Source organism: Gimesia sp. (assembly GCF_040219335.1).
Taxonomy (GTDB): Bacteria; Planctomycetota; Planctomycetia; order Planctomycetales; family Planctomycetaceae; genus Gimesia.
Map to the genome: position 1 here is coordinate 90,794 of NZ_JAVJSQ010000040.1, position 20,148 is coordinate 110,941.

Sequence of the window (20,148 nt, forward strand, 5' to 3'; positions counted from 1 at the left end):
TGATCCAGAGTTCCCGATTATCCCAGCTCTTTTCCAAGTGCAGCTGCGACTTTACGACAGGTTTCCATCGTCTCGGCGAATGCCTGCGGTGTCAAGGACTGGGCACCATCGCTCATGGCCCGTGATGGATCGGGGTGAACTTCCAGAATCAGTCCATCGCAACCCGCGGCGATAGCAGCGGCACACATGGGAGGCACCAGGCTGGCAACGCCGGTTCCATGACTCGGGTCAATCACGACAGGCAAGTGAGTTCGTTCATGCAGGTAGGGTACTGTTGCCAAAGGGAGCGTGAAGCGGGTGTGGGTTTCGAAAGTACGAATACCGCGTTCACAGAGAATGACCTGCTGATTTCCCTGATCGAGGATGTATTCTGCAGCCAGCAGGAACTCTTCGATGGAAGCGGCTGGACCCCGTTTTAACAGCACGGGGAGGCGTGTCTCACCCACGGCCTGCAGCAGGTGGTAATTCTGCATGTTCCGGGCACCGATTTGAAGTACGTCAGCATATTGACAGAGCAGGTCGACATGATGTGGAGTCATGACTTCCGTGACGACTGCCAGTCCGGTTTCTTCGCGAGCCAGGGCCAGTAGCTTCAGGCCATCTTCTTTCATTCCCTGGAAAGAGTAAGGGCTGGTACGTGGTTTGAATGCGCCCCCGCGAAGACCCGTCGCGCCAGCTGCCTTAACCTGGTGAGCGACCTGCAGGATCTGTTCTTCGCTTTCTACCGAGCAGGGGCCGGCAATCACACCTACGTGTGAACCGCCGATAGTCAGATCCCGGGTTTTGACGACGGTCGGCTCTGGTTTCGTCTCTTTACTGGCAACCTTGTAGGCAGCTACGATCGGGACGACTTTCTCGACCTCTGCACAGGATTCCAGTTCTTCCTGATGGCTGTCACGTTTGATGCCCGCAGCCGCGATGACGGTGCGTTCTTCACCAACGATCACGTGTGCCTTCAGGCCCATTTCCTCGACCCGTTTGACCATGGCCTGAACCATTTCTTCCGTGGCGCCTGGTTTCATTACAACAATCATGGCTTTGACTCATTTCTAATTCAGTTTCAGGGAATAAAAAAAGCCCTGTAACCAGGCAGGTTACAGGGCCAATCGAATTTCGGGGGCTGTTCAAGTACTATGAACGGTGTATGCTTCGATCGGTCAGGTAACCTGTTCCGGTAAACCAATAGCTAAAAAAGTGCCAGGCTGAATAAAATGACAGCCGCACAAAATTAAAGCTAAAAGTACCAAACCGATGTGTCACAGAGAAACTCCAAATCGGAGAATTTTCGGATTCAGAAAAATATGAACAGTTTGATCATACCGCTCTGTCCTGTTTGAAGTCAACCGGTTTTCCAGAAAGATTCCCGCACCGGGTTCTGCTCTCAGGAGGACTCTTTCTGATTGCGGTCTCTGATCTGGGTGAAACTGATCGACTGAGGGGAAGGGAACGCAGGCTTCTGGGAATCAGAGGGACTGATTTGTTTGCTCATTTTACCAGGACTGACATTGCTGATTGAGAGACCGAGCATTCGCCGGCGAAAAATCTCAGGCAACCCGTCTGGTGATGATTCAGCATCGGATCCACTGCGTTCGTAGCGTATCTGGCGGAGTGATTTGATCGTCGCAGATTGACTGAAACAGTCTGCCGGAAAGCAGGCCAGCACGGCTCCCAGCATGGACTCCCAGTGCGCAGTGGTCTGACTGGTGAGACCGGAGGGAAATGAAACCCTAAGGCCGGCGTTAATCAGGTTCCAGGTTTGTGCAGCATGGATGGCATTCTGTTCGGACAACTGATCCTCACCAAAATCACGTGCGCGTTCTACGTCGTGGGCAAATTCTTCGAGGCCCAGTCTCTGCACGTATGGGCCAAGCAGCATGTCGGTCCAGCGCTCGATTGAACGACGGGTGGCATTGATGCGTTTGAGAGTCTCTGTATTCAATCCCTGTTCGGACACCAGTATTTTTAAAATGATCCGTTTCACATCCAGAAAGGAAAGGAACAGGCTGCGGGCAATCGGTTCGGCCTGACATTGTCCACGTCGTTGATCGGCGGCAGTATAGATTGCTGTGACGACTCTGATCAGCATCTCTTCGGCGAAGAAATCTCTAAAAATGATTTCCAGTTCGTTCTCTGCAGCTTCGATTCGCGATTCTGACTGAGTGAGTGCATCCAGTGTCGCTCGTCGATGTTTGATATGTTTTTGTCCATGGGACCAGAAATCACACAGGTGTTCTGGTGCGAAAGGATCGGAACCCTCCACCAGAGACAAACTTTGAGAACTGATCAATGCAGCCACCTGAGCGGTCAGTTGAGAATTCAATTTAGTACCATTCCGAGCTGAGAGATGAATTAGATAAATGAGCGAGAGCGAATACCAGGGAAAGTTCTGTCACCCTGTGCCTGATACATCGCAAAACTGATACCAGTTCCCTCTCTAAATAAAAAACTCTCTCATAAACGCTTTATTTATAGCAGTTTATGAGAGAGTTCTGAATTCTTGTTCGAGGTTCAGCGCTGAGCTAATCCACCAGTGTGTTGACAAAAATCAACACGAACTCACTTTTTCGGTGCCGTTTTCGCGACTTCTTCTGGAGAGAGTTTCCTCAGGCGGATGTTCTTCAAGGCGGCGGTGGTGGCGAAGGATGTGATTCCGAACGGGCGGGAAAGTTCGACCTCATGGCGGATTGAAATTTTGCGATCCTTCAGATTCTGATCCACGATCTGCTTATCATTCAACCAGACCTGGATTTTATGATCGGTGACCTGCAGGCGCACTTTATACCACTCCCCTTTTTTCAGGGTCTGAAATGTAGTTGTGCTGTTCTGTGAGGCATCGTCGCCGTCAATACTGGAAAGACCACACAGTGCGCCCCCCCAGCCTCCGAGAATAAATGAGCAGGGATCTTTTTTGACCGGAAACGTCAGCCCGCAGAAGAAATCGGTGCCATCGACACGCATGGCTTCCAGTTCGAGTTCATAGTTAGTTTCAGGCAACTTTTTGGCATCGGTAAATGTGGCGCCGGTAAGATCGACACCCATTTCGAGGATCATTTTCCCGTCTTCGACGTGGACTTCACCCTCCCCTCCGAATTGGGGACTTTTCCAGCCTTCCAGGTTTTTCCCGTTAAAGAGGGAGATCCATTCTTTGGATTTATTGACTTTGGCTGCCGGTCTGTTGCTGCCTGCTTCCTGTTTCTTATCAGCAGCAAAAGTGCTTGTGGAAGCGGCTACTATCAGACTCAGTAAGAGCAGACGGAAACTGTAATTAGAAGCATTCGAACTCGATACGAACGTCGCGAAGTATTTGTACATGGGATGTTCCGAAACTGTATAACAAGTGAGTTGTCAGGGGGTTAGATAAGCATCTATTAGAAAACAACAGGCGTGGATCTGAAAGCGAAAAAATACAGTTTATCGGGATTATAACGAATTCAGGGAACAGTGAATAAGAGGCTGCTGATTCCCCGGTCCACGATGAAAAATGTGTTCATCATTTTCCCGTTTCTGAACTAGGTTTGATTGCAAGCTATCACAAGACGGATGGAAAAATTCTATTCATTCAGTCAGATTCTCAGAAAGCGCAGGGCCCCGTTGTATTTTCTTATTGCCTCGATTATTGAAGTGTTCACGAACCACGTCGCATCGGGTGCGTCCAGTGCCAGCGTGTTGGCGATTGCCAGTGTGTGCCTGCTTCAATATGTCGTTTACACGATGAAAATGTCTGCTGTCCGTAAGGAAAATGCGGAATTTCAGCAGCATTATCACGATGTGGAAGAAGAGCTCAATGATGTCCAGTCAGACCGGGCGATGACTTTGATTGAGAACCACATCCTGCGTGAGTTTGTCGCACAGTCTGAATTTGATCAGACCATTGACCTGCTGTTGAAACGCTATGTACCGTCCATCAGGGAAGGGCTGGGATTGTACCTGAACCGAGTGAACGGCGAATTCAAAGTACGCGACTCGCGGGGGATTACCAGGAATTCCAAAGCCGTATTCGAGTTCGACGAGCGTCAGCTCAAACAGTTAAAGACACAGAACGTAATCATCCTGCGCGGGCAGGAATTACGAAATTCGAAGATTTACCAATGCTTTGATGAGCAGGACAAGCCGCGGATTCACAAATTATGTCTGCTCGCAGTTTACGATAAAAATGCCATCTCTGGTGTGTTCCTGACGACGAACCTCTACCCCGATGGAGTGGATGAACAGCAGCAGATTAAGCTGGCCAAGCGACTGCTGGTCTGCGTTTCTCGGAACATCGTGAAAAATCAGGATTACGAATCATATCGCTTTGAATTGCGAGTCACCCGCGAGCAACTCGAATTACGGGCACTCGCCGATCAGCAGTTTAAAACTCCAGTAATCATGCTGGAAGAATTTCTGGATCGACTCCGGCAGTTGACGAATTCGAGCAGAGCAAGTCTGTTTCTTTCCACACCCCACGATTTTTCAAACTGTAAGTCTATTGTGGATTGTGGCATGACTCTGCAGGCGGGAGTCAAAACCCGATGGAAAGAACATGAACTGACTCTCGTTCGGCTTGGACTCAACTCCGGTGAGAATACATCACTGTCAGGTGAGCAGCTGGAGAATCATGGCGTTCGGTCGCTGATTGGGGCAGCACTGGTATCTCCCTTGATTACAAACCGGAAACGGATCGGGGCGATCTGTCTGACGAATCAGGAATGTCAGCCATTCGATGAAAGAGCGCTGCGTCTGATATCGTGGGCATCTCAGTTTCTTTCCAATACGCTGCTCAAAGTTCTCAATCATGCCAATATTGAAAAGCAGGCCCGTCAGGATGGATTGACTGGCCTGGTAAACCGGCGTTCGTTCGATGAACTGATCGACAATGCATTCGGACAGGCCCAGGCCGCTCAGTCCGCCTGTTCCCTGATCCTGATTGACCTCGATCATTTCAAGTCAATCAACGATACTTACGGGCATCAGGCGGGGGATGAGGTTCTACGACGGGTGGCCCGGATTCTACAGGATCGGATTAAAGAAATCCGTTCGTCGGACAATGTGATCGCAGCCCGCTACGGCGGTGAGGAACTCGCAATCCTGCTGCCCGAGATCGGCCTGGCGGGGGCTGAACGAATTGCAGAGGTGATCCGGCATTCCATCGAAACCGCCATCATTGAGTTCAACGCCACACGGATTCCGGTGACAGCCAGCCTGGGACTCTCCACCTATACTTCAAACGCCATGGAAAGTGTACAGACGCTGGTCGCTGCCGCTGATGGAGCGCTGTATCAGGCGAAATCGGATGGTCGAAATCGAGTTTGCAGCCTGACTTCCGCACCAGTCTGAGCGAATCCTCAAATCTCCCGCTTTCAGGCTTGTCTCAGCAGTGGATGTCATGAACAATAATCTGGCACCAATTGTCTGAAGCACTGTCTCTGTCTCTGATTCGAAGTATTGTATTCCGATGTCTGATTCGATTTCCCACCAACCCGGTTCCCGTTCTGATAGAGGTCGGGTCATCGCTGTCATGCCAGCCTACAATGCAGCCAGTACGCTGGAACGGACTGTAGCCGATATCCCCGAAGGTTCTGTTGATGAGATCGTACTCGTGGATGACTGCAGTAGCGATAACACTGTCGAAGTCGCCAGGCAACTGGGGCTGACGGTCATTCAGCATGAACGTAATACCGGCTATGGCGGAAATCAGAAAACCTGTTATCGCTATGCACTGGAAGCGGGCGCTGATTACATAGTCATGATTCACCCGGATTATCAGTACGACAGTCGAGTGATCCCGGTTGCAGTTGAATTAATCCGACTGGGAATTTGCGACGTCATTCTGGGCTCACGCATCAGAACCCGCGCAGAGACGCTGGAGGGGGGGATGCCTCTCTACAAGTACATTGCGAACCGGTTTCTGACGATCATCGAAAATATTGCCCTGGGACAGAACCTGGGCGACTTTCACAGCGGGTTTCGTGCTTACAGTCGCGCCGTGCTGGAAAAAGTCCCCTTTGAAAAAAACTCGGACGATTTTGTGTTCGACAGCCAGTTCCTGGCGCAGTCGGTTCGGTTCGGATTTAAAATCAGCGACATCCCGGTTCCCGTGCGGTATTTTGAGGAAGCCTCCAGCATTAACTTCAAACGCAGCGCCCAGTATGGTCTGTTGACGCTCAACGTCATGCTGCAGTACTGGCTGCACCGACTCGGGATCTGGAAGTCAGAACTGTTTAAAGAGAAACAGCCTCAGCTCATCGACTGAGTGTTGTGGCTATTCCTGCTTTTTGAATTTGCCGGCATCGTACTCCTGCCAGAATTCAGCCGCTGCTTTCACATTGTCAAAGTCTGTGCCGATGCCCTGCAGAGTAGGGTTATCCCTGATGACTTCGATCCCTTTTGTGATTTTCGACGGGGTAAAAATCAGACGCTGGAGAGGCATGCCTTTCAATGGAGTTAAATCGGTCACTTCAGATCCCGTCATATTCAAACGCAGGATCTGCATTCCTCTCAATGGGGTCAGATCGTAAACTTTGGTTTTCTCAAAGTCCAGGCTTTCCAGCAGCATCCCTTTCAGCGGGCTGATGTCAGAGATCTCTGTTTTGGGAATCCAGAGGGTTCTCAACGGGAGCGTATTAATCAAACTCAGGTCTTTTACTTTAGTGTCGAACAGATTCAGCTGATTCAGCGGCATGCCTTCCAGAGGTGCAATATCGGAGACAGGCGTGTGTTCCATGCGAAGAACCTGTAACGGCATTCCCTGCAGGGGCCGCAGGTCTGTGACATAGGTTCCTTCCAGGAAGAGTTGCTCCAGCTTCATGCCTTTGATGGGACTCAAGTCACTTACCGGGCAGTTGGTCAGGTCCAGATATTCCAGTTCGAGACCTTTGAGCGCCGAAATGTTTTCGACGTTCATATTGAACAGATTCACCGAAATGATTTTCCCCTGGCGTTTACCAAATTCAGCTGTGTTCTGATACTTGGGGTTGTCTTTCTTCAGTCGCTCATGAATGTCTTCTTCAGTCAATACGACGGGAGCAGGTGGGGCGGTGGGAATCGGAGGATCTTCCCTTGTGACCTGGGCTTCTGGTTCGGCAGGTTGCTCCTCTGAGCAGCCGATGCTGATCAGAGGAGAGGCGACAAGACAAAATACAATTACGGTGGTCAGGTGAGGATACAGGTTCATATAGAAACGTGCTTTCGCAGGCAGAAGAATCTAATTCGTTTTAAAAATATCAGTAAACCAGTTCAAGAGACTGTTCGTCAAATGTCAGTCCCCAGCCGGGTCGATCTGTAACAGAGATCAGCCCCCCGTCGATTTCAGGTTGACCAGCGACCCAGGTCATCCAAGGCCGGCCAGTTTCAGCTAACGGGTCAGGATCCAGCGCTGCGATGGCATGCAGAGCCCAGATTTCCGCACCGCGATGGGGGCAGACACGCAGGCCGGCACGATTTGCCATCTTGTAGATTTTGATCAATTCCGTCATACCGCCACACCAGCAGACATCAGGTTGCAAAACGGTGTGCAGTTTCTGGTCTATCAGTTGAGTAAACGCTGCTGCTGTAAATTCATGTTCGCCTCCTGCAATGGCGACGGCCGACTGTTCGCTGAGTTGTGCATAACCGGACAGATCATCGGGAGAGAGCGGCTCTTCAATCCAGTCGATTTGAAAAGGCTCGATCGCCCGGGAAATGGCAATGGTTGATTCCACCGTCCATTTCATCCAGGCATCTACCATCAGCAGGGGATCGGGGCCGATCAGTGTCCGGGCGGTTTCAATAGCCTGGATCATTTCATCCTGTTGACCGGCATTGGAAACTTTTCCCAGATGCAGTTTATAGCCGGCGTGGGAGTCAATCGACTCCAGATCTTGCGTATTCCAGACGGTGCAATAAGTGGGAAGCTGCTGACCCGGTTGGCCGCCCAGAAGTGAAACTACGGGTACTTTCTCGGCTTTCCCCTTGAGGTCCCATAAAGCCAGGTCAACGCCACTGATGGCCATGATGGCCAGACCTTTGCGTCCGAAAGCCAGCGTGGACTGATACATTTCATCCCAGAGACGGGAGCTATCTTCGGGGCTTTGACCGAGGAGCAGATCACGCAAGACGGTTTTGACGACGTGAATCCCTGCCAGTCCGCCGCCGCCGACTCCATATCCTGTGAGACCACAGTCGGTATCGATGGCAACCAGAATCTGTCCCAGGCTGGTACGCCAGTCGGGGGGAGAGTTCTTTCCCACGGGTTGTATTGCGCGAACGTCTGTAATTTTCATACAGACAGTCTAGCGGATCTCAATACAAAATGCAGCGATCTGATTTCTGATTTGATCTGCGGGAAAGAGAATTTTCGCGGAGTTTCAACCCAGTAGCAGTTAAGCAGCAATCGGTCAGTTACCTTCTGCGACCTGCTGATTATTGGGTTTGACCTGAACGGGAGCGACCCGGAAGTTTTTAGGCAGGTTCTTTTTCAGCCAGTCATCCATCGACTTGGTGACATCCGCGGCGATCTTCGGAGTATTGCCGGGCTGAACGATGGTTGCCACCGGTTTGATGATCTGCTTGTAAGCATCATTGACGACGGTCTGGTTGACCTTTTTCTGTGTCAAACCCTCTTCAGAACCCTGATTCGCCGGTTTGAATGCCAGGTAAACATTCCAGAAACAGCGTTTCCAGAAGCGAGCATTGTTGTTTTTGTTGTACTCTGCCACCATTTTGCGGGTCAGGTCCACAATGGAGTACGTGATCAGTTTAATGTCGGAGCGGGCATTGAGAGGCAGCTTACCAATATTATAAGCGGCTGCAGAACGGACTCCCCAGGTTCGCTTGGGGTTTTTCATGACGTCCAGTAAAGCATCGACAACAACAGGCTGACGCGCCAGGTTGTCGGTAATTCCCAGGGATCCCAGTGCGTCGACCAGGCTCCGCTGATACCAGGAATGATCCTGAATCGAGTTCTTAAGCTGAGGAATCAGGGCTTCTACAATTTTAACACGCAGAGCATTACTGGGATCACCCATTTCGCCAATGCGTCCCAGACCGTTGGCGGCGACGATTTTGATTTCAGTCGGTTGTGTTTTTGATTCGATTACTTTCAGCAACGGGGCGTATGCCAGGGTGTAGGCCGTCCTTTTGGTCTTCTTGCGGCGATCTTCGTCTCGCAGGTCCAGTTCGGAAAGCAGCACGACCGCACTGAAACGGACCAGGCGATGATTGTCGAACAGATCGGGAGCCTGTTTGGTTAATTCTTCCAGATACAGTTCACGCGCCTGAAAGTTACCCGAGACGCGACCTGAGAACTGAATATCACGCAGAATGTTGGCACGCAGTTTTTTCAGGTCGGTGGCATTTTCGGGTTTGTTGGGGTCGTTTTTAAACGTCATCAGGTACAACTGGTAACGGGCACCATCTGCAATCAGCTTCTTGTCTGCACTACTGCTGATTTTTCCTCCCCGCAGGAGCTCATCAAAATCGCGTAATTTGGTCTTGCGAAAATTGACGGCCTCTTCCGGCTTCATCAGAGGTTTGTATTCAGAGAGCGCTTTATCGTCCTGCTGTTTTGCCTCAGGCGGATTGGCTGGAGCCTCGTTCTGACCGAACAGCAGGGAGCTGTCTGTGAAGAATAATCCGGCAACCAGCAGAAAGAAACCAGTAATTCTGGCGGCTGGCACTTCAGTTACTGAAAAGGCCTCATACGAGCATCTGGATTGTCGCACGGAAAGTTCCTTCATTCAACGTTCTGCTCGAACCCCTGTTTCACGGAACAACTTATGGGGTCTTCTCGACTACAATTGGGAGCGTGACATTCAAGAAAATATTACACAAATAAGGCAAAAAACTCTATGGCAGCCGAAAAGAATTCCTGTGATAAAATACCGACCGCTTAAATGGTTCCGAATGAAACGGAATGAGGAGATGACTTAGTATAATAATACGATAAATGCTGTGCCGTTACCAATTAAATCTAGTATTTAATAACAATCGAAGTGGTTAACCACCGGCTCGTATGAATTGAACTGTCTGAAATATCGAGAGAATTCCCGGAGCGCGACTTCAGGTTGTTTTAAAACCGATGGTTGTATTATCTTACGTTATCGCTTTACCTTACGAGCTGTCAAGTTTTTTCCCCTTTCTGGCTCCGATTTCGGGGCTGAATCTGACAGAGGCTGGCGTCTTCTCACAAAATTTATAAACAGAGTTCTCGTAGTAATGCGTGGAACCGGTATATTCCCTGCAAAGCAACCTGGCGTGGCAGGAGTCGATTCTGCGGGCAGGGGGCTGAAAATCTGCGTGGCAGGGTAGCCTGAAGCGGACTCAGGAATTGAACAGATCCAGTTGGAAGGATGATCAATGACCGTTTTTTACCAGAGCAAAACCTTTCTGCAACACGAAACCGGATCTCACCCCGAAAGTCCTCAACGCTTACAGGCCGTGATGGACGAAGTGGCAGCGAAACAGATTGCCGGACTGACAGTGGAGAACGATCCGACGGTCAAAATCGGACAGGAGATTGAACGCGTCCATTCAGCCGACTATTTGAAATCAGTGCAGCAGTTTTGCGCGGATGGTGGCGGGCGGATTGAGATCGATACGGTCGTCTGTCCCCGGTCTTTCGAAGTCGCCCAGTATGCAGCCGGCTGTGCTATTAAGGCGGTGGATCAGGTATTACTGGGGAAAACCAAACGGATCTTCTGTGCAGTGCGGCCGCCGGGGCATCATGCACTCTCAAAGCAGGCGATGGGGTTCTGCCTGATCAACAATGTGGCTGTAGCTGCGAAGCATGCAGTCGCTCAGCACAAGTTGAATCGGGTCCTGATTGTGGACTGGGATGTACATCATGGTAACGGCACCCAGGATATCTTTTACGAAGAAGACCAGGTCTATTTCTTTTCCGCGCACCGTCATCCTTTCTATCCTGGAACCGGGTTGGGGGATGAAACGGGAACAGGGAAAGGGCTGGGGACGATCTGGAATCTGCCCCTGGCCTTTGGGATTTCTCGCGAAGACTACTTCAAACAGTTTGAACGGATGCTGCTCCAGGCTGCTGAGAAATGTCGGCCGGAACTGGTACTGATCAGTGCCGGCTTTGATGCCCATAAAGAGGATCCCATCGGCTCTTTGGGGCTGGAGACGGAAGACTTTGGCCGATTAACCAGACTCGTGGCTGGCGTGGCGAACCAGTATTGTAAAGGCCGTATCGTCAGTCTGCTGGAAGGAGGCTACAACCCCCAGCGACTGGCAGAGTCTGTGGTCTGTCATCTGCAGGAGTTGGAGTCTGCCTGACAGAAGTCAGACTACTTCTGATAGATGGGCAGGTAGCCATTGTCGAGTTGTAGAATCGTGGCATTGATAGCGGTGGTATAGACGGGCCCTACATGCCCTTCCATCCAGGCTCCGGAAGCCGACTGCTTGCGCAGGATCTGCTGACCAATATCCTTGATGTACTTGTCCCAATCTTTGTTTTCACCACGGTACATGACCTGGGCATAGTAAAAGTGGGCGTAATGCCAGTGCCCAAAATACCGGTTGGCGTTTCCACCGGGCCAGACATTTTTCTTACAGTAATCCAGCATGTTTTTCAGGTGATCGGAGTCGTATTCTCCGGCATTGAATAATGCGGCACAGGCAGCGGCGGTGATCGCGGGACGGGCACCGCCTCCACGGATGCTGTACTGCACCCCCCCCTCCTGGGTAGTACAGTCCGAGATGTATTTTTTGGCCCGGTCAATGATTTTTTTGTCGACCGGAATGCCCGCGTTACGGCAGGCTCGTAAGCCTTGAACCTGGGTGATGCAGGTCGAACCTTCATCGAAATCGTTCCCATCTTTGGCGGAGACATAGCCCCAGCCTCCACGGGTGGTTTGAGCGCCGGCACAGAACTCCACTGCCTTTATCAGGACTTTTTTGAGTTCTTCCCGGCGCAGGGCATCCTCTTCCTCTCCATAGACCTGGGAAAGAAAGACCATCGAATAGCCGTGGCCATAGGTGTAATGATAGTCGTTCTTGTATCCGATCAGCCCGTTCGGCTGACTCATTTCCAGCAGGTAATCGACGGCATTCTGAATGTTGCGGGCGTACTTCCCGCGTGTAGTCGTCGAGCCTTCGGCCAGCAGCGCATTGCCGGCGAGCGCCGTCATCGCGACTCGGTACTGGCCCCCATTGGCTTCCCAGTAACCCTGTCGTCGTTGTTCACGAGCCAGGTATTCCAGTGCGTTCGAAACGGCCTTTTGGTACTTGGGATCGCGATTCTTGGCGAAGGTGGAATCCGATCCACACAGTGTCAACCAGACTGAGAAAAGGATTCCGATCAGAGTTTTGTGCATTGAAAACTCCCTCTGTTCAGAGGAAAAGGTACCCCCTCATCTGAGCGGGTAAAAAACGCTGCAGGCTCCTGAGTCGTCAGCGAGACGTTCTGACTCAGGAGAGTCTGCAGATTCTTCGGGTAATTATTTTTCAACCCATTCAACAGGCTGAGGTTCAATCTCATCATGGGGGCGGTTGCCGGCATCGGCACGGCCGCTGCCTTCCAGACGACTGATGGCCCGGACGGTCATATCATGATCGCAGAGGATCTGACAGCTCAGGCGACAACCGGTAACTTCGCGGGCTTCCAGGGTGTTTTTCTCAGCGACCGTCATTTTGTCCGGTTCACCTTCGACGAACTCAACCCGACATGTCGTACAGCGTCCTGCGCCTCCGCAGGCATGTAATTGATCGATCTGGGCATCGTCCGTCAGGGCTAAAACCAGACGCTTGCCTGGTTCCACATCGAATTCTCCTACATTTTCTACTGTCAGCTTTGGCATTAGATCCTCAATTTACGTTGGTAATTAAAATTCATCATGAACTGATACGTGTTAACAGATGACTATATTACGAATTATATGCATTCTGTTTGATGATAACAGGGGAGAATTCCTAGGTTGGCATTACAAATTCGTGTTCCGGGTGCGAAACCGTCAGCACCGGACAGGGGGCTTTGCGGACCACTTTTTCTGCGACGCTTCCCAGCAGCATATGTTTGAGGCCGGTACGCCCGTGGGTGCCGATCACAATCAGGTCAATTTCCTGCTCTTTGGCATACCTGATGATCTCCAGAAAGGCTGGTCCCACGCAGACCTTGCGGACAACTTTGAGATCTTCCGATCCAGTAAGTCCCGGCATTTCTTCCAGCTGCTTTTCTGCCAGACTCTGCATGTCAGCCACCAGGTCATTCATGGAGGTCCCCATCATATTGGGTTCCGGAAACATGGCGACCGCATCCTGTACTACGTTCAGCAGGTGCAACTCGGCTCCAAAACGTTTGGCTAATTCACATCCATAGAGCAGAGCATGCTGCCCGAATTCACTGAAGTCAGTGGGAACAAGAATTTTTTTGAGATCGATCATCGGTTTACTCCTCGTGGCTCCATTTCATGATCAGAACGATTACATCCCCTATTGTAATCAATATCCCCGGGCAATGCCGATACCGGCTGGCTCTCTTATCAGAAATTCATCAGATCCCATCAGATAGACAAAACCGGTAGCCCTGAAAAATGGGGAAGAACTGCTACAACCGGACCAGCTGTTTTTTTCGTCTGATTCTGAACAACCGATTTGATCCATAAGATTCAGCAGGGACAGATCAGTTACAGGTTATACGACCGTTAGAGCTCAAAAAATAGATTTATCAATCACGACACTTGCATTTATGAGAAATCGTTTTTCCAAGAATAAACGGAGGGAGGTTGCAGCGATTCTAATCGTTTCAGCACTTTCCGCTGGCAGATCGTGACCAGTTAAACCGATTTTGATTGCGTGTGCCGTACCACATTCTGATTGTTTGTCAAACGACTAATGTGGTTTTTTCAAATTGTCCGCCACACGGGGCGCAACGAGGAACTCAACATGTCACTGCCATATTCGAAATCGATTTCATTAGCACTCTGTCTGTCCACCATGACGGGGTTATATGGCTGTCAGTACGCAAAAGAGAAGGTCTATCAGCAGGCGGCCCGTTCCGGAGCTGACTATGACATTGAGACGTTCACCGAAAAGGAACCACTGCCGCGTTACCAGAGTCCAAGTCGTTACCTGAGCGAACCTGCTCCGGCTCCCGTAGGTGATTCGTTTCCCCCGGCAGCGCCACCCAGTATGGTCCCGCCTCAGCCGGAAAAGGCAGACAACGAACGGGTTTCGTACATCCTGAGAACGTCGCAGGAAGAAGAGGTCGAAGACCAGGAATACTTCAAATCGATGTTCGATTCGGAACCGGTTGAGCCAGCCGAGAAACACCTCGGACTGGTACCCCATTATTCCACAGTATCCAGTTCTGTTTCCCGCAAGGTGAAACAGATGAATGGCAAAGTGAAAGATTTCTACTCGAAAATGAAATCACACGTCAAAACTCCAGACTGGGTGCGCAAGGTTTCCGGCAGCTACGTGGAAGTGTCGGAAACAGAAGTCATCTCTGAAGGAATGTCCTGTATCGAATCGGCTCCTTTCCCACAGGAGGTACTGATGGAATCAGAGTCGATCGATCTGGAGCCTACTCCAGCGTATCCCGCACCACAACCACCGGCTCGTTCCCTGACTGAGCCACCTCAGAAACTGCAGCCTCAGCCTGAACTGAAATCGCAGCAGCTTCCGCAACTGCCCCCCCCGGGAGAAGCGACAAAATGGGATGAATCCTGGCGGGTCTCTGCAACCCTGGAACAGTTGCCCGTGAAAGATTATTCAACACTGGATGACCAGATCGAAATGTGGCCGTATTCTCAACAGCGGATGCAGCAGGGCAAAAAGTTTGATTTCAAGACTGCGACCCCGGTCTCCGCACCACGCACTCTGGAAACTCAACCGGAACTGAATCACCCCCGGGAATTGACCGTACCTTCCATGATCTCACAGGAAGAAGCGGCTCCCGTCCGGAAAATCAACTGGAGCGAATAGAGCCGATCTGTCGCTCATCTCACGCAGGTTCAGAGCACCTCGCGTTGACTTTGGAGTCCTGATCTTAAGGGGGATCATAGCCCCCCGGATGAAAGGGATGACAACGGCAGATACGCAATATACCTTTTACGGAGCCTTTCATGGCTCCGTATTTTTTTACGGCTTCAATGAAATAGGCGCTGCAGGTCGGGTGGAAGCGACACTGTTTTCCGATCAGGTGGCTGAGGGTCATCTGGTAGACGCGAACCAGGCCGATGAGAATCATGGCCGGCAGTTGATAGAGAAATCGGCCAATGCTGGCAAGCGTGGCTTTCATGGGCGTTCAACTGCTGGCAGACGTTGGTCCAGTTTCCGTGTCAGACGTTGGAAGGACTGCTGATACGCTTTCAGGTCCCCATCTACATCAGGACGCGGGATCGCGATCAGATCCAGGTTTGCAGGTAACCGATGACGGATCAGGCGAAATGCTTCCCGCAGCAGTCTTTTCTTTCTGGCCCGCAGGATCGCATTCCCGTTTTTTTTAGAAACACTGACCCCCAGTCGACTGTGCCCCAGTGAGTTGCGAATCGCAAACAACAGCAGATTCTGATCTCCGGCCCGCTGGCGCGCTTCGTAGATCGCAGCAAAGTCCTGCTGGCTGCGAATCCGGTTTGTAGGAGGGTGGCCGTATTGTTTCAAGAGAATTTCTGCCTGCCGACGCGCGGCTGATATATCAGGATTGAGGCGGATCTTTTTCAACTGTCGCAGATTCGTCTTCCGTTTCGCTTTCCGACTCTTCTGTCGGCGGAAGATGTCTGGCGTGCGACTGTGGCGGATACGGTCTTCTGATCATCGTTCGCACCGAGTGTCCGAACAGGGATGTGAAGATCAGAATTCCGATTCCTGCCCCTGCCAGAATCCAGACCACCAGAATCATGACACCCAGTTCCCGGGGGCGTTCGTCTTTTTTCTCCTCTTCGGAGTTCGCGTCCTCTGAAGTGGAACCTTCGGGAAGATCGACATCCGCCTGCTTCATTTCTTCGACCGTTGCCGAACCCGCTTCCGGGGCCTGTGCCGGTAGTGCTGTTGAGGTCAGCAGCACGCAAGTGATGGTCAGGCAGATGATCAGTAGTGAGTGAGTGGCTGGATGCCCGGTTTTCCTCGGGATGACGTTCATCGGGATCACCATACTTTCGAACGGGGATTGTCGTGTTTCAGTTGCTTCAACTGTTCGTAGAGTTCTTTTTCCTGATCACTCAGGTCTTTGGGGGCCACGATTTTGATCGAGCAGATCTGGTCACCCGGTTGTTTGGTTTTCTGATTTGCGATTCCTTTGCCTCGTAGTCGCAATTTGCTACCACTGGATGTGCCGGCGGGAATTGTCACCGTAACTTCCCCTTCGGAAAGAGTTGGAACATCAACTTTCGCTCCGAGGGCCGCTTCGGTCAGGGAGATGGGAACTTCCAGCAGCAGATTGCTTCCATCGCGCTTAAAATTGGGGTGACTGCCGACCTTAAGTGTGATCAGTAAATCCCCGGTGGGACCACCGTGAACCCCGGGGCCTCCCTGACCACTGAGTCTGATGACGGAGCCATTATCGACGCCAGCCGGGATTTTGATTGTCAGTCGTTCGGTAGAACTTCCCCGCTGCACGCTGATTTCGTGTTGTCCGCCAACCGCTGCCAGGTGGAAAGGAATCTCAATCTGTAGACGTTTCGATTCCCCTTTCTGCGGACGGGGCTGAGAACGCTTGGCACCACGAAACGCACCGCCAAACAAGTCTCCCAGATCGATGCCTCCTCCGCCGAACAGATCCTCGAAGTCAACGGGGCCACCACCTCCGCCTCCGGCCTGATAGTAACCTCCCCCGCCACCGCCCTGGCCGGCATGCTGGAATGCGTGGCCGAACTGGTCGTACTGTTTGCGTTTATTCTCGTCGCGCAAGACCTCGTAGGCTTCCTGGACCTCCTTGAATTTCTGATCAGCGGTTTTATCGTCCGGAGCCATGTCGGGATGATACTTGCGGGACAGTTTACGGTACGCTTTCTTGATTTCATCTGCAGAAGCGCTGCGGGAAACTCCCAGGATCTCGTAATAATCGCGTTTACTCATGGATTTTTTATTCGTACTGGCTCCCAGAGGAATTTAGGAGGGTTGAGTCCTGGCCTCTGGTGAGTATCTGAAAACACTGACACTAAACGAATGCTCTTAGTGAGAATCAAGGCCGAAGTCACACACTTCAACTGATTCAGGTCTGGCAGCATTCTACGTTTGATTTTAGCTGGTTTTCAAGTTTGCTTCGTCTATAACTCCTTATAATCAGTCCTTTTATTTAAAGAATACGAATGAAATTCATTCATTGCTGGAAACGATCTGCATAGAATGCCTGTACTGTCTGAAGTCAGGGATGTTGTTTGAGACTGGAATACTGCCTGCATGCTGAAATTTGCCTTTCGAAACCTGCTGAGCCGCTCACTGAGATCGTTTCTATGCTTGATGGGGTTAACCATTGCCATTGCAGGCATGGTAGGCCTCTTCTCCATCGCGGGGGGGCTGGAAAAAACCGTCGCCCAGACGTTTGGGAAGATTTCAGGTATCGTGGCCATGCAGCCCGGGGCACCCATCCCCTTGTTTTCACGGGTTCCCCGCGCCTGGGGAGAGGAGATCAAATCGATCCCCGGCGTGGCCATTGTGAATCCGGAAATCTGGTCGCGGGTCAATATCATCGATGGGAAACCGGTGGTGAGTCCTCCCCGCTTCCTGTTTGGCACCGATCTACCGACCCGCACCCGGCTCAAACATGGAATCTACAGGGATTCTATTTACGCAGGCCGCTTCCTCGATCTCAGCGACCAGGGCCAGTTAAACGCGGTCATCAGTCGCCAGATCGCCGAGCAGCATGAGAAACAGGTGGGGGACACCATTGAGGTCAATGGTCAAAACCTCCGGATCATCGGGCTCTATGAAACAGACTCAATCCTGCTGGATGTCGCCATTATTCTGGATATTAATGTGGTTCGTGAAATCACCCGTTTTGATCCGGACAGTGTCAGCTGTTTTTATATCGAGCAGACCGGCGAGGTGAAAAACGATCCGCTCGTTGAATCGATTAAAGATCAGTTCCGGGATCGTGAGTTGGCTTCCTGGCAACCCGCTTCACTGGCACTGGCCAGTGGGTCGTCTTCCAATCTCCTCAAGGATCTCATGCAGAGCCTTGATCAGGGACTGAAGGGCAATACCCCTGCTGAATCGAAATCGAGCGAGGCTGAGGAGCCAGTTAAAAGACGATCGACGAAATCGACAGCAGCCAATGCTGAGAATACAGAGCAAGAATCTCCCAGTGCACTCGAAGTCCGGGCGGCTGCGGACTGGGGAGATCGCCTGGAGACCTTTACCGCGGACCTGGATATCTTTCTGGGGCTGCTGACGGGCATCGGTGTGTTGATTGCCATGCTGAGCATCATCAATACGATGTTGATGAGCGTGATGGAGCGGATTGTTGATTTTGGAATTCTGAAAGCCAATGGCTGGTCCAATCGGGATGTGATGCTGCTGATTACCGCAGAGAGCTCGTTACTGGGCGTCGTTGGCGGTGTTTTGGGGGGAATTCTAGGGCTGATCGCGATTGCAATCGTCAATTGGAAGTTCGCAGACCAGGTTCACCTCTATGCCAGCCCGGGATTGTTGCTGTTTGGTGTGTTCTTCAGTACCAGCCTGGGAATTCTGGGCGGCCTGTATCCCGCCTGGTGGACCACCAGGATGACGCCCATCGATGCGATTCGACGCGGTTAAGCTGACCTCCGAGAAATGACTTGTAACAGAGAGTGAGTAGCGAAATCATGATTGAAGTGCGAGATGTTACGAAAGTTCATCAGAGTGGTGAAACCGAAGTCCATGCACTTCGCGGCGTGAGTTGTCGGTTCCCCGGTCACACATTTTCGTTCATCCTCGGGCCCTCAGGGAGTGGCAAAAGCTCATTGCTCTATCTGATGGGGGCACTCGACTCACCTACCAGCGGCGAGATCTTCGTTCAGAACCGTTCCCTGGCAGCCCTTTCCCAAAGTGAGCGCGATACGTACCGTCGGGAGAAGGTAGGTTTTGTCTTTCAGAATTTCAATCTGCTGAAGAACCTGAATGCTCTGGAAAACGTGCTGGCTCCCTATCTGCCTCAGGGAGTGAATGCCGAACAGAAAGAGCGGGCGCGGGAGCTTTTGAAACAAGTGGGGCTGGAGCAGCGGATTACACATCGGCCGAATCAGCTTTCCGGCGGGGAACAGCAGCGGGTGGCGATTGCCCGGGCTTTGCTCAAGCGGCCTCTATTGATTCTGGCAGACGAACCGACGGGCGAACTGGATACCCAGACCGGCGCGGAGATATTCAGTTGCCTCAGGCAGATGAGTGAGCAATATAAAACGACGGTCGTGATTGTGACACATGACGAACGCTACATCAGGGAGTCAGATCACATTCTCCGTCTGCGTGATGGCAAGCTTGCCGACGATCATCAGGCGGAAGCATTGTCGACAGACGCATCATAAAAAACATTCAGCTGCGATACCAGAGGATCGCAGCTGAATGGTGCAATCGAAACATTTGACGCTGCTTACGATTGGTTGAGTCTATTTCTGTGCCGGGGAGGCTCAGACGGTATCAATTTTCCCATCGTGCGATTTGCGAAATCCCGGTCCCGCTTCTTCCGGGGGAGTCGCATAGACATTCAGGCGGACCAGTTCCAGGTCGGCCAGATGTCCTTCGATGGTGATATAGGCTGAAGCCGGATCGCATGTGCTTTGGGCTTCAATCTGTTCGAGGAAGTTAAAATGGAATCGGTTCACAGATTCGAACCGGTCGAGCAGCTGCAGCAGGTCGAACTGAAAGCTGGCGGCGATAAATTGACCGTCCCGTTCACCGCCGACAATTTCGGTGCTGCCCAGGAAGAGGCCCACTTCCCAGCATTCTTCGGTGAACTGACAATCAAAACCGACGCGACCGACTTCTTCATAGGGATTAAAGATGTCGGCAACTTCGTCGACAAAGCTGTTGAGCCACAAGGGGCGACAATTCAGATTCATTGATTCCGAATTGAAGTTTTCCATCTGTTTCATCAGGTGTTGAATCGGCAAGTGTGAATGGGCCAACGTTGTTTCTCCGTCTCAATCTTCTGGGGGTCTCTGGGGAAGAAGTATTATGCACTCTCTCAGGTGTTGCAATTGGGGGTTGTAGTGTTAAGTATCGGGGAATTCACAAGAAAGACCACACAACAATTCTGTTCTT

At 51.4% G+C, this 20,148-nt stretch carries 20 protein-coding genes; 6 read left to right on the forward strand and 14 right to left on the reverse strand.

The window, feature by feature from the left end; all coding sequences use genetic code 11:
* Positions 1-17: 17 nt before the first annotated feature.
* From aroF to RID21_RS28725, 3 genes are all read right to left on the reverse strand, one after another.
* A complete protein-coding gene (gene aroF / locus RID21_RS28715) occupies positions 18-1,034 on the reverse strand; it encodes a 3-deoxy-7-phosphoheptulonate synthase (protein WP_145041994.1) in 1,017 nt (338 codons plus the stop codon).
* Between the two features lie 347 nt (positions 1,035-1,381).
* The gene (locus RID21_RS28720; protein ID WP_350194975.1) at positions 1,382-2,320 is read right to left on the reverse strand and encodes a hypothetical protein; all 939 of its coding nucleotides are present in this window, start codon (positions 2,318-2,320) and stop codon (positions 1,382-1,384) included.
* A gap of 236 nt (positions 2,321-2,556) precedes the next feature.
* A complete protein-coding gene (locus RID21_RS28725) occupies positions 2,557-3,312 on the reverse strand; it encodes a 3-keto-disaccharide hydrolase (RefSeq protein ID WP_350194977.1) in 756 nt (251 codons plus the stop codon).
* A 279-nt stretch (positions 3,313-3,591) separates the two neighbouring features.
* On the opposite strand from RID21_RS28725, the gene RID21_RS28730 reads away from it, so the two are divergent.
* Together RID21_RS28730 and RID21_RS28735 are read left to right on the forward strand one after the other, a co-directional pair.
* Positions 3,592-5,316, forward strand: coding sequence for a sensor domain-containing diguanylate cyclase (locus tag RID21_RS28730; protein WP_350194979.1), 1,725 nt, complete (start codon positions 3,592-3,594; stop codon positions 5,314-5,316).
* Between the two features lie 181 nt (positions 5,317-5,497).
* Positions 5,498-6,232 carry a glycosyltransferase family 2 protein gene (locus RID21_RS28735; RefSeq protein WP_502892633.1) on the forward strand — a complete coding sequence of 245 codons (735 nt, stop codon included), beginning with the start codon at positions 5,498-5,500 and terminating at the stop codon, positions 6,230-6,232.
* A 9-nt stretch (positions 6,233-6,241) separates the two neighbouring features.
* Here RID21_RS28735 and RID21_RS28740 read toward each other — a convergent pair whose 3' ends face one another.
* From RID21_RS28740 to RID21_RS28750, 3 genes are all read right to left on the reverse strand, one after another.
* Positions 6,242-7,153 carry a leucine-rich repeat domain-containing protein gene (locus tag RID21_RS28740; protein ID WP_350194983.1) on the reverse strand — a complete coding sequence of 304 codons (912 nt, stop codon included), beginning with the start codon at positions 7,151-7,153 and terminating at the stop codon, positions 6,242-6,244.
* A 49-nt stretch (positions 7,154-7,202) separates the two neighbouring features.
* Entirely contained in the window at positions 7,203-8,240 is a 1,038-nt protein-coding gene (locus RID21_RS28745) for a mandelate racemase/muconate lactonizing enzyme family protein (protein ID WP_350194985.1), read from the reverse strand.
* A 114-nt stretch (positions 8,241-8,354) separates the two neighbouring features.
* On the reverse strand, positions 8,355-9,680 hold the full coding sequence (locus tag RID21_RS28750; RefSeq protein ID WP_350194987.1) for a HEAT repeat domain-containing protein: 1,326 nt from the start codon (positions 9,678-9,680) through the stop codon (positions 8,355-8,357).
* A 634-nt stretch (positions 9,681-10,314) separates the two neighbouring features.
* On the opposite strand from RID21_RS28750, the gene RID21_RS28755 reads away from it, so the two are divergent.
* Positions 10,315-11,247 (forward strand): histone deacetylase family protein, encoded by a 933-nt coding sequence (locus tag RID21_RS28755; protein ID WP_350194989.1) that lies wholly within the window; start codon positions 10,315-10,317, stop codon positions 11,245-11,247.
* Positions 11,248-11,258: 11 nt separating this feature from the next.
* Here the strand turns inward: RID21_RS28755 and RID21_RS28760 are convergent, their stop codons facing one another.
* From RID21_RS28760 to RID21_RS28770, 3 genes are all read right to left on the reverse strand, one after another.
* Positions 11,259-12,287 (reverse strand): prenyltransferase/squalene oxidase repeat-containing protein, encoded by a 1,029-nt coding sequence (locus tag RID21_RS28760; RefSeq protein WP_350194991.1) that lies wholly within the window; start codon positions 12,285-12,287, stop codon positions 11,259-11,261.
* A 123-nt stretch (positions 12,288-12,410) separates the two neighbouring features.
* Positions 12,411-12,770: a 2Fe-2S iron-sulfur cluster-binding protein gene (locus tag RID21_RS28765; protein WP_350194993.1), complete on the reverse strand. Its 360-nt coding sequence runs from the start codon at positions 12,768-12,770 to the stop codon at positions 12,411-12,413.
* A 112-nt stretch (positions 12,771-12,882) separates the two neighbouring features.
* On the reverse strand, positions 12,883-13,353 hold the full coding sequence (locus tag RID21_RS28770; protein WP_350194995.1) for a universal stress protein: 471 nt from the start codon (positions 13,351-13,353) through the stop codon (positions 12,883-12,885).
* Positions 13,354-13,854: 501 nt separating this feature from the next.
* Between RID21_RS28770 and RID21_RS28775 the strand changes: the two genes are divergently transcribed.
* Entirely contained in the window at positions 13,855-14,895 is a 1,041-nt protein-coding gene (locus tag RID21_RS28775; RefSeq protein WP_350194997.1) for a hypothetical protein, read from the forward strand.
* 64 nt (positions 14,896-14,959) lie between these two features.
* Here the strand turns inward: RID21_RS28775 and yidD are convergent, their stop codons facing one another.
* From yidD to RID21_RS28795, 4 genes are read right to left on the reverse strand one after another with little or no spacing between them, the layout of a single operon-like run.
* The gene (yidD, locus tag RID21_RS28780; protein ID WP_145187613.1) at positions 14,960-15,211 is read right to left on the reverse strand and encodes a membrane protein insertion efficiency factor YidD; all 252 of its coding nucleotides are present in this window, start codon (positions 15,209-15,211) and stop codon (positions 14,960-14,962) included.
* Entirely contained in the window at positions 15,208-15,573 is a 366-nt protein-coding gene (rnpA, locus tag RID21_RS28785; protein WP_350194999.1) for a ribonuclease P protein component, read from the reverse strand. The genes yidD and rnpA overlap by 4 nt, the downstream gene beginning before the upstream one ends.
* 34 nt (positions 15,574-15,607) lie before the next feature.
* Complete coding sequence (locus RID21_RS28790) at positions 15,608-16,051, reverse strand: hypothetical protein (protein WP_350195001.1); 444 nt, start codon at positions 16,049-16,051, stop codon at positions 15,608-15,610.
* A 5-nt stretch (positions 16,052-16,056) separates the two neighbouring features.
* Entirely contained in the window at positions 16,057-16,986 is a 930-nt protein-coding gene (locus RID21_RS28795; protein ID WP_350195003.1) for a DnaJ C-terminal domain-containing protein, read from the reverse strand.
* A gap of 324 nt (positions 16,987-17,310) precedes the next feature.
* Here RID21_RS28795 and RID21_RS28800 point away from each other — a divergent pair, with 324 nt between their 5' ends.
* On the forward strand, positions 17,311-18,666 hold the full coding sequence (locus RID21_RS28800; protein WP_350195005.1) for an ABC transporter permease: 1,356 nt from the start codon (positions 17,311-17,313) through the stop codon (positions 18,664-18,666).
* Positions 18,667-18,713: 47 nt separating this feature from the next.
* Positions 18,714-19,412: an ABC transporter ATP-binding protein gene (locus RID21_RS28805; protein WP_350195007.1), complete on the forward strand. Its 699-nt coding sequence runs from the start codon at positions 18,714-18,716 to the stop codon at positions 19,410-19,412.
* A gap of 102 nt (positions 19,413-19,514) precedes the next feature.
* Here RID21_RS28805 and RID21_RS28810 read toward each other — a convergent pair whose 3' ends face one another.
* The gene (locus RID21_RS28810) at positions 19,515-20,012 is read right to left on the reverse strand and encodes a hypothetical protein (protein WP_145187598.1); all 498 of its coding nucleotides are present in this window, start codon (positions 20,010-20,012) and stop codon (positions 19,515-19,517) included.
* Positions 20,013-20,148: the final 136 nt, after the last annotated feature.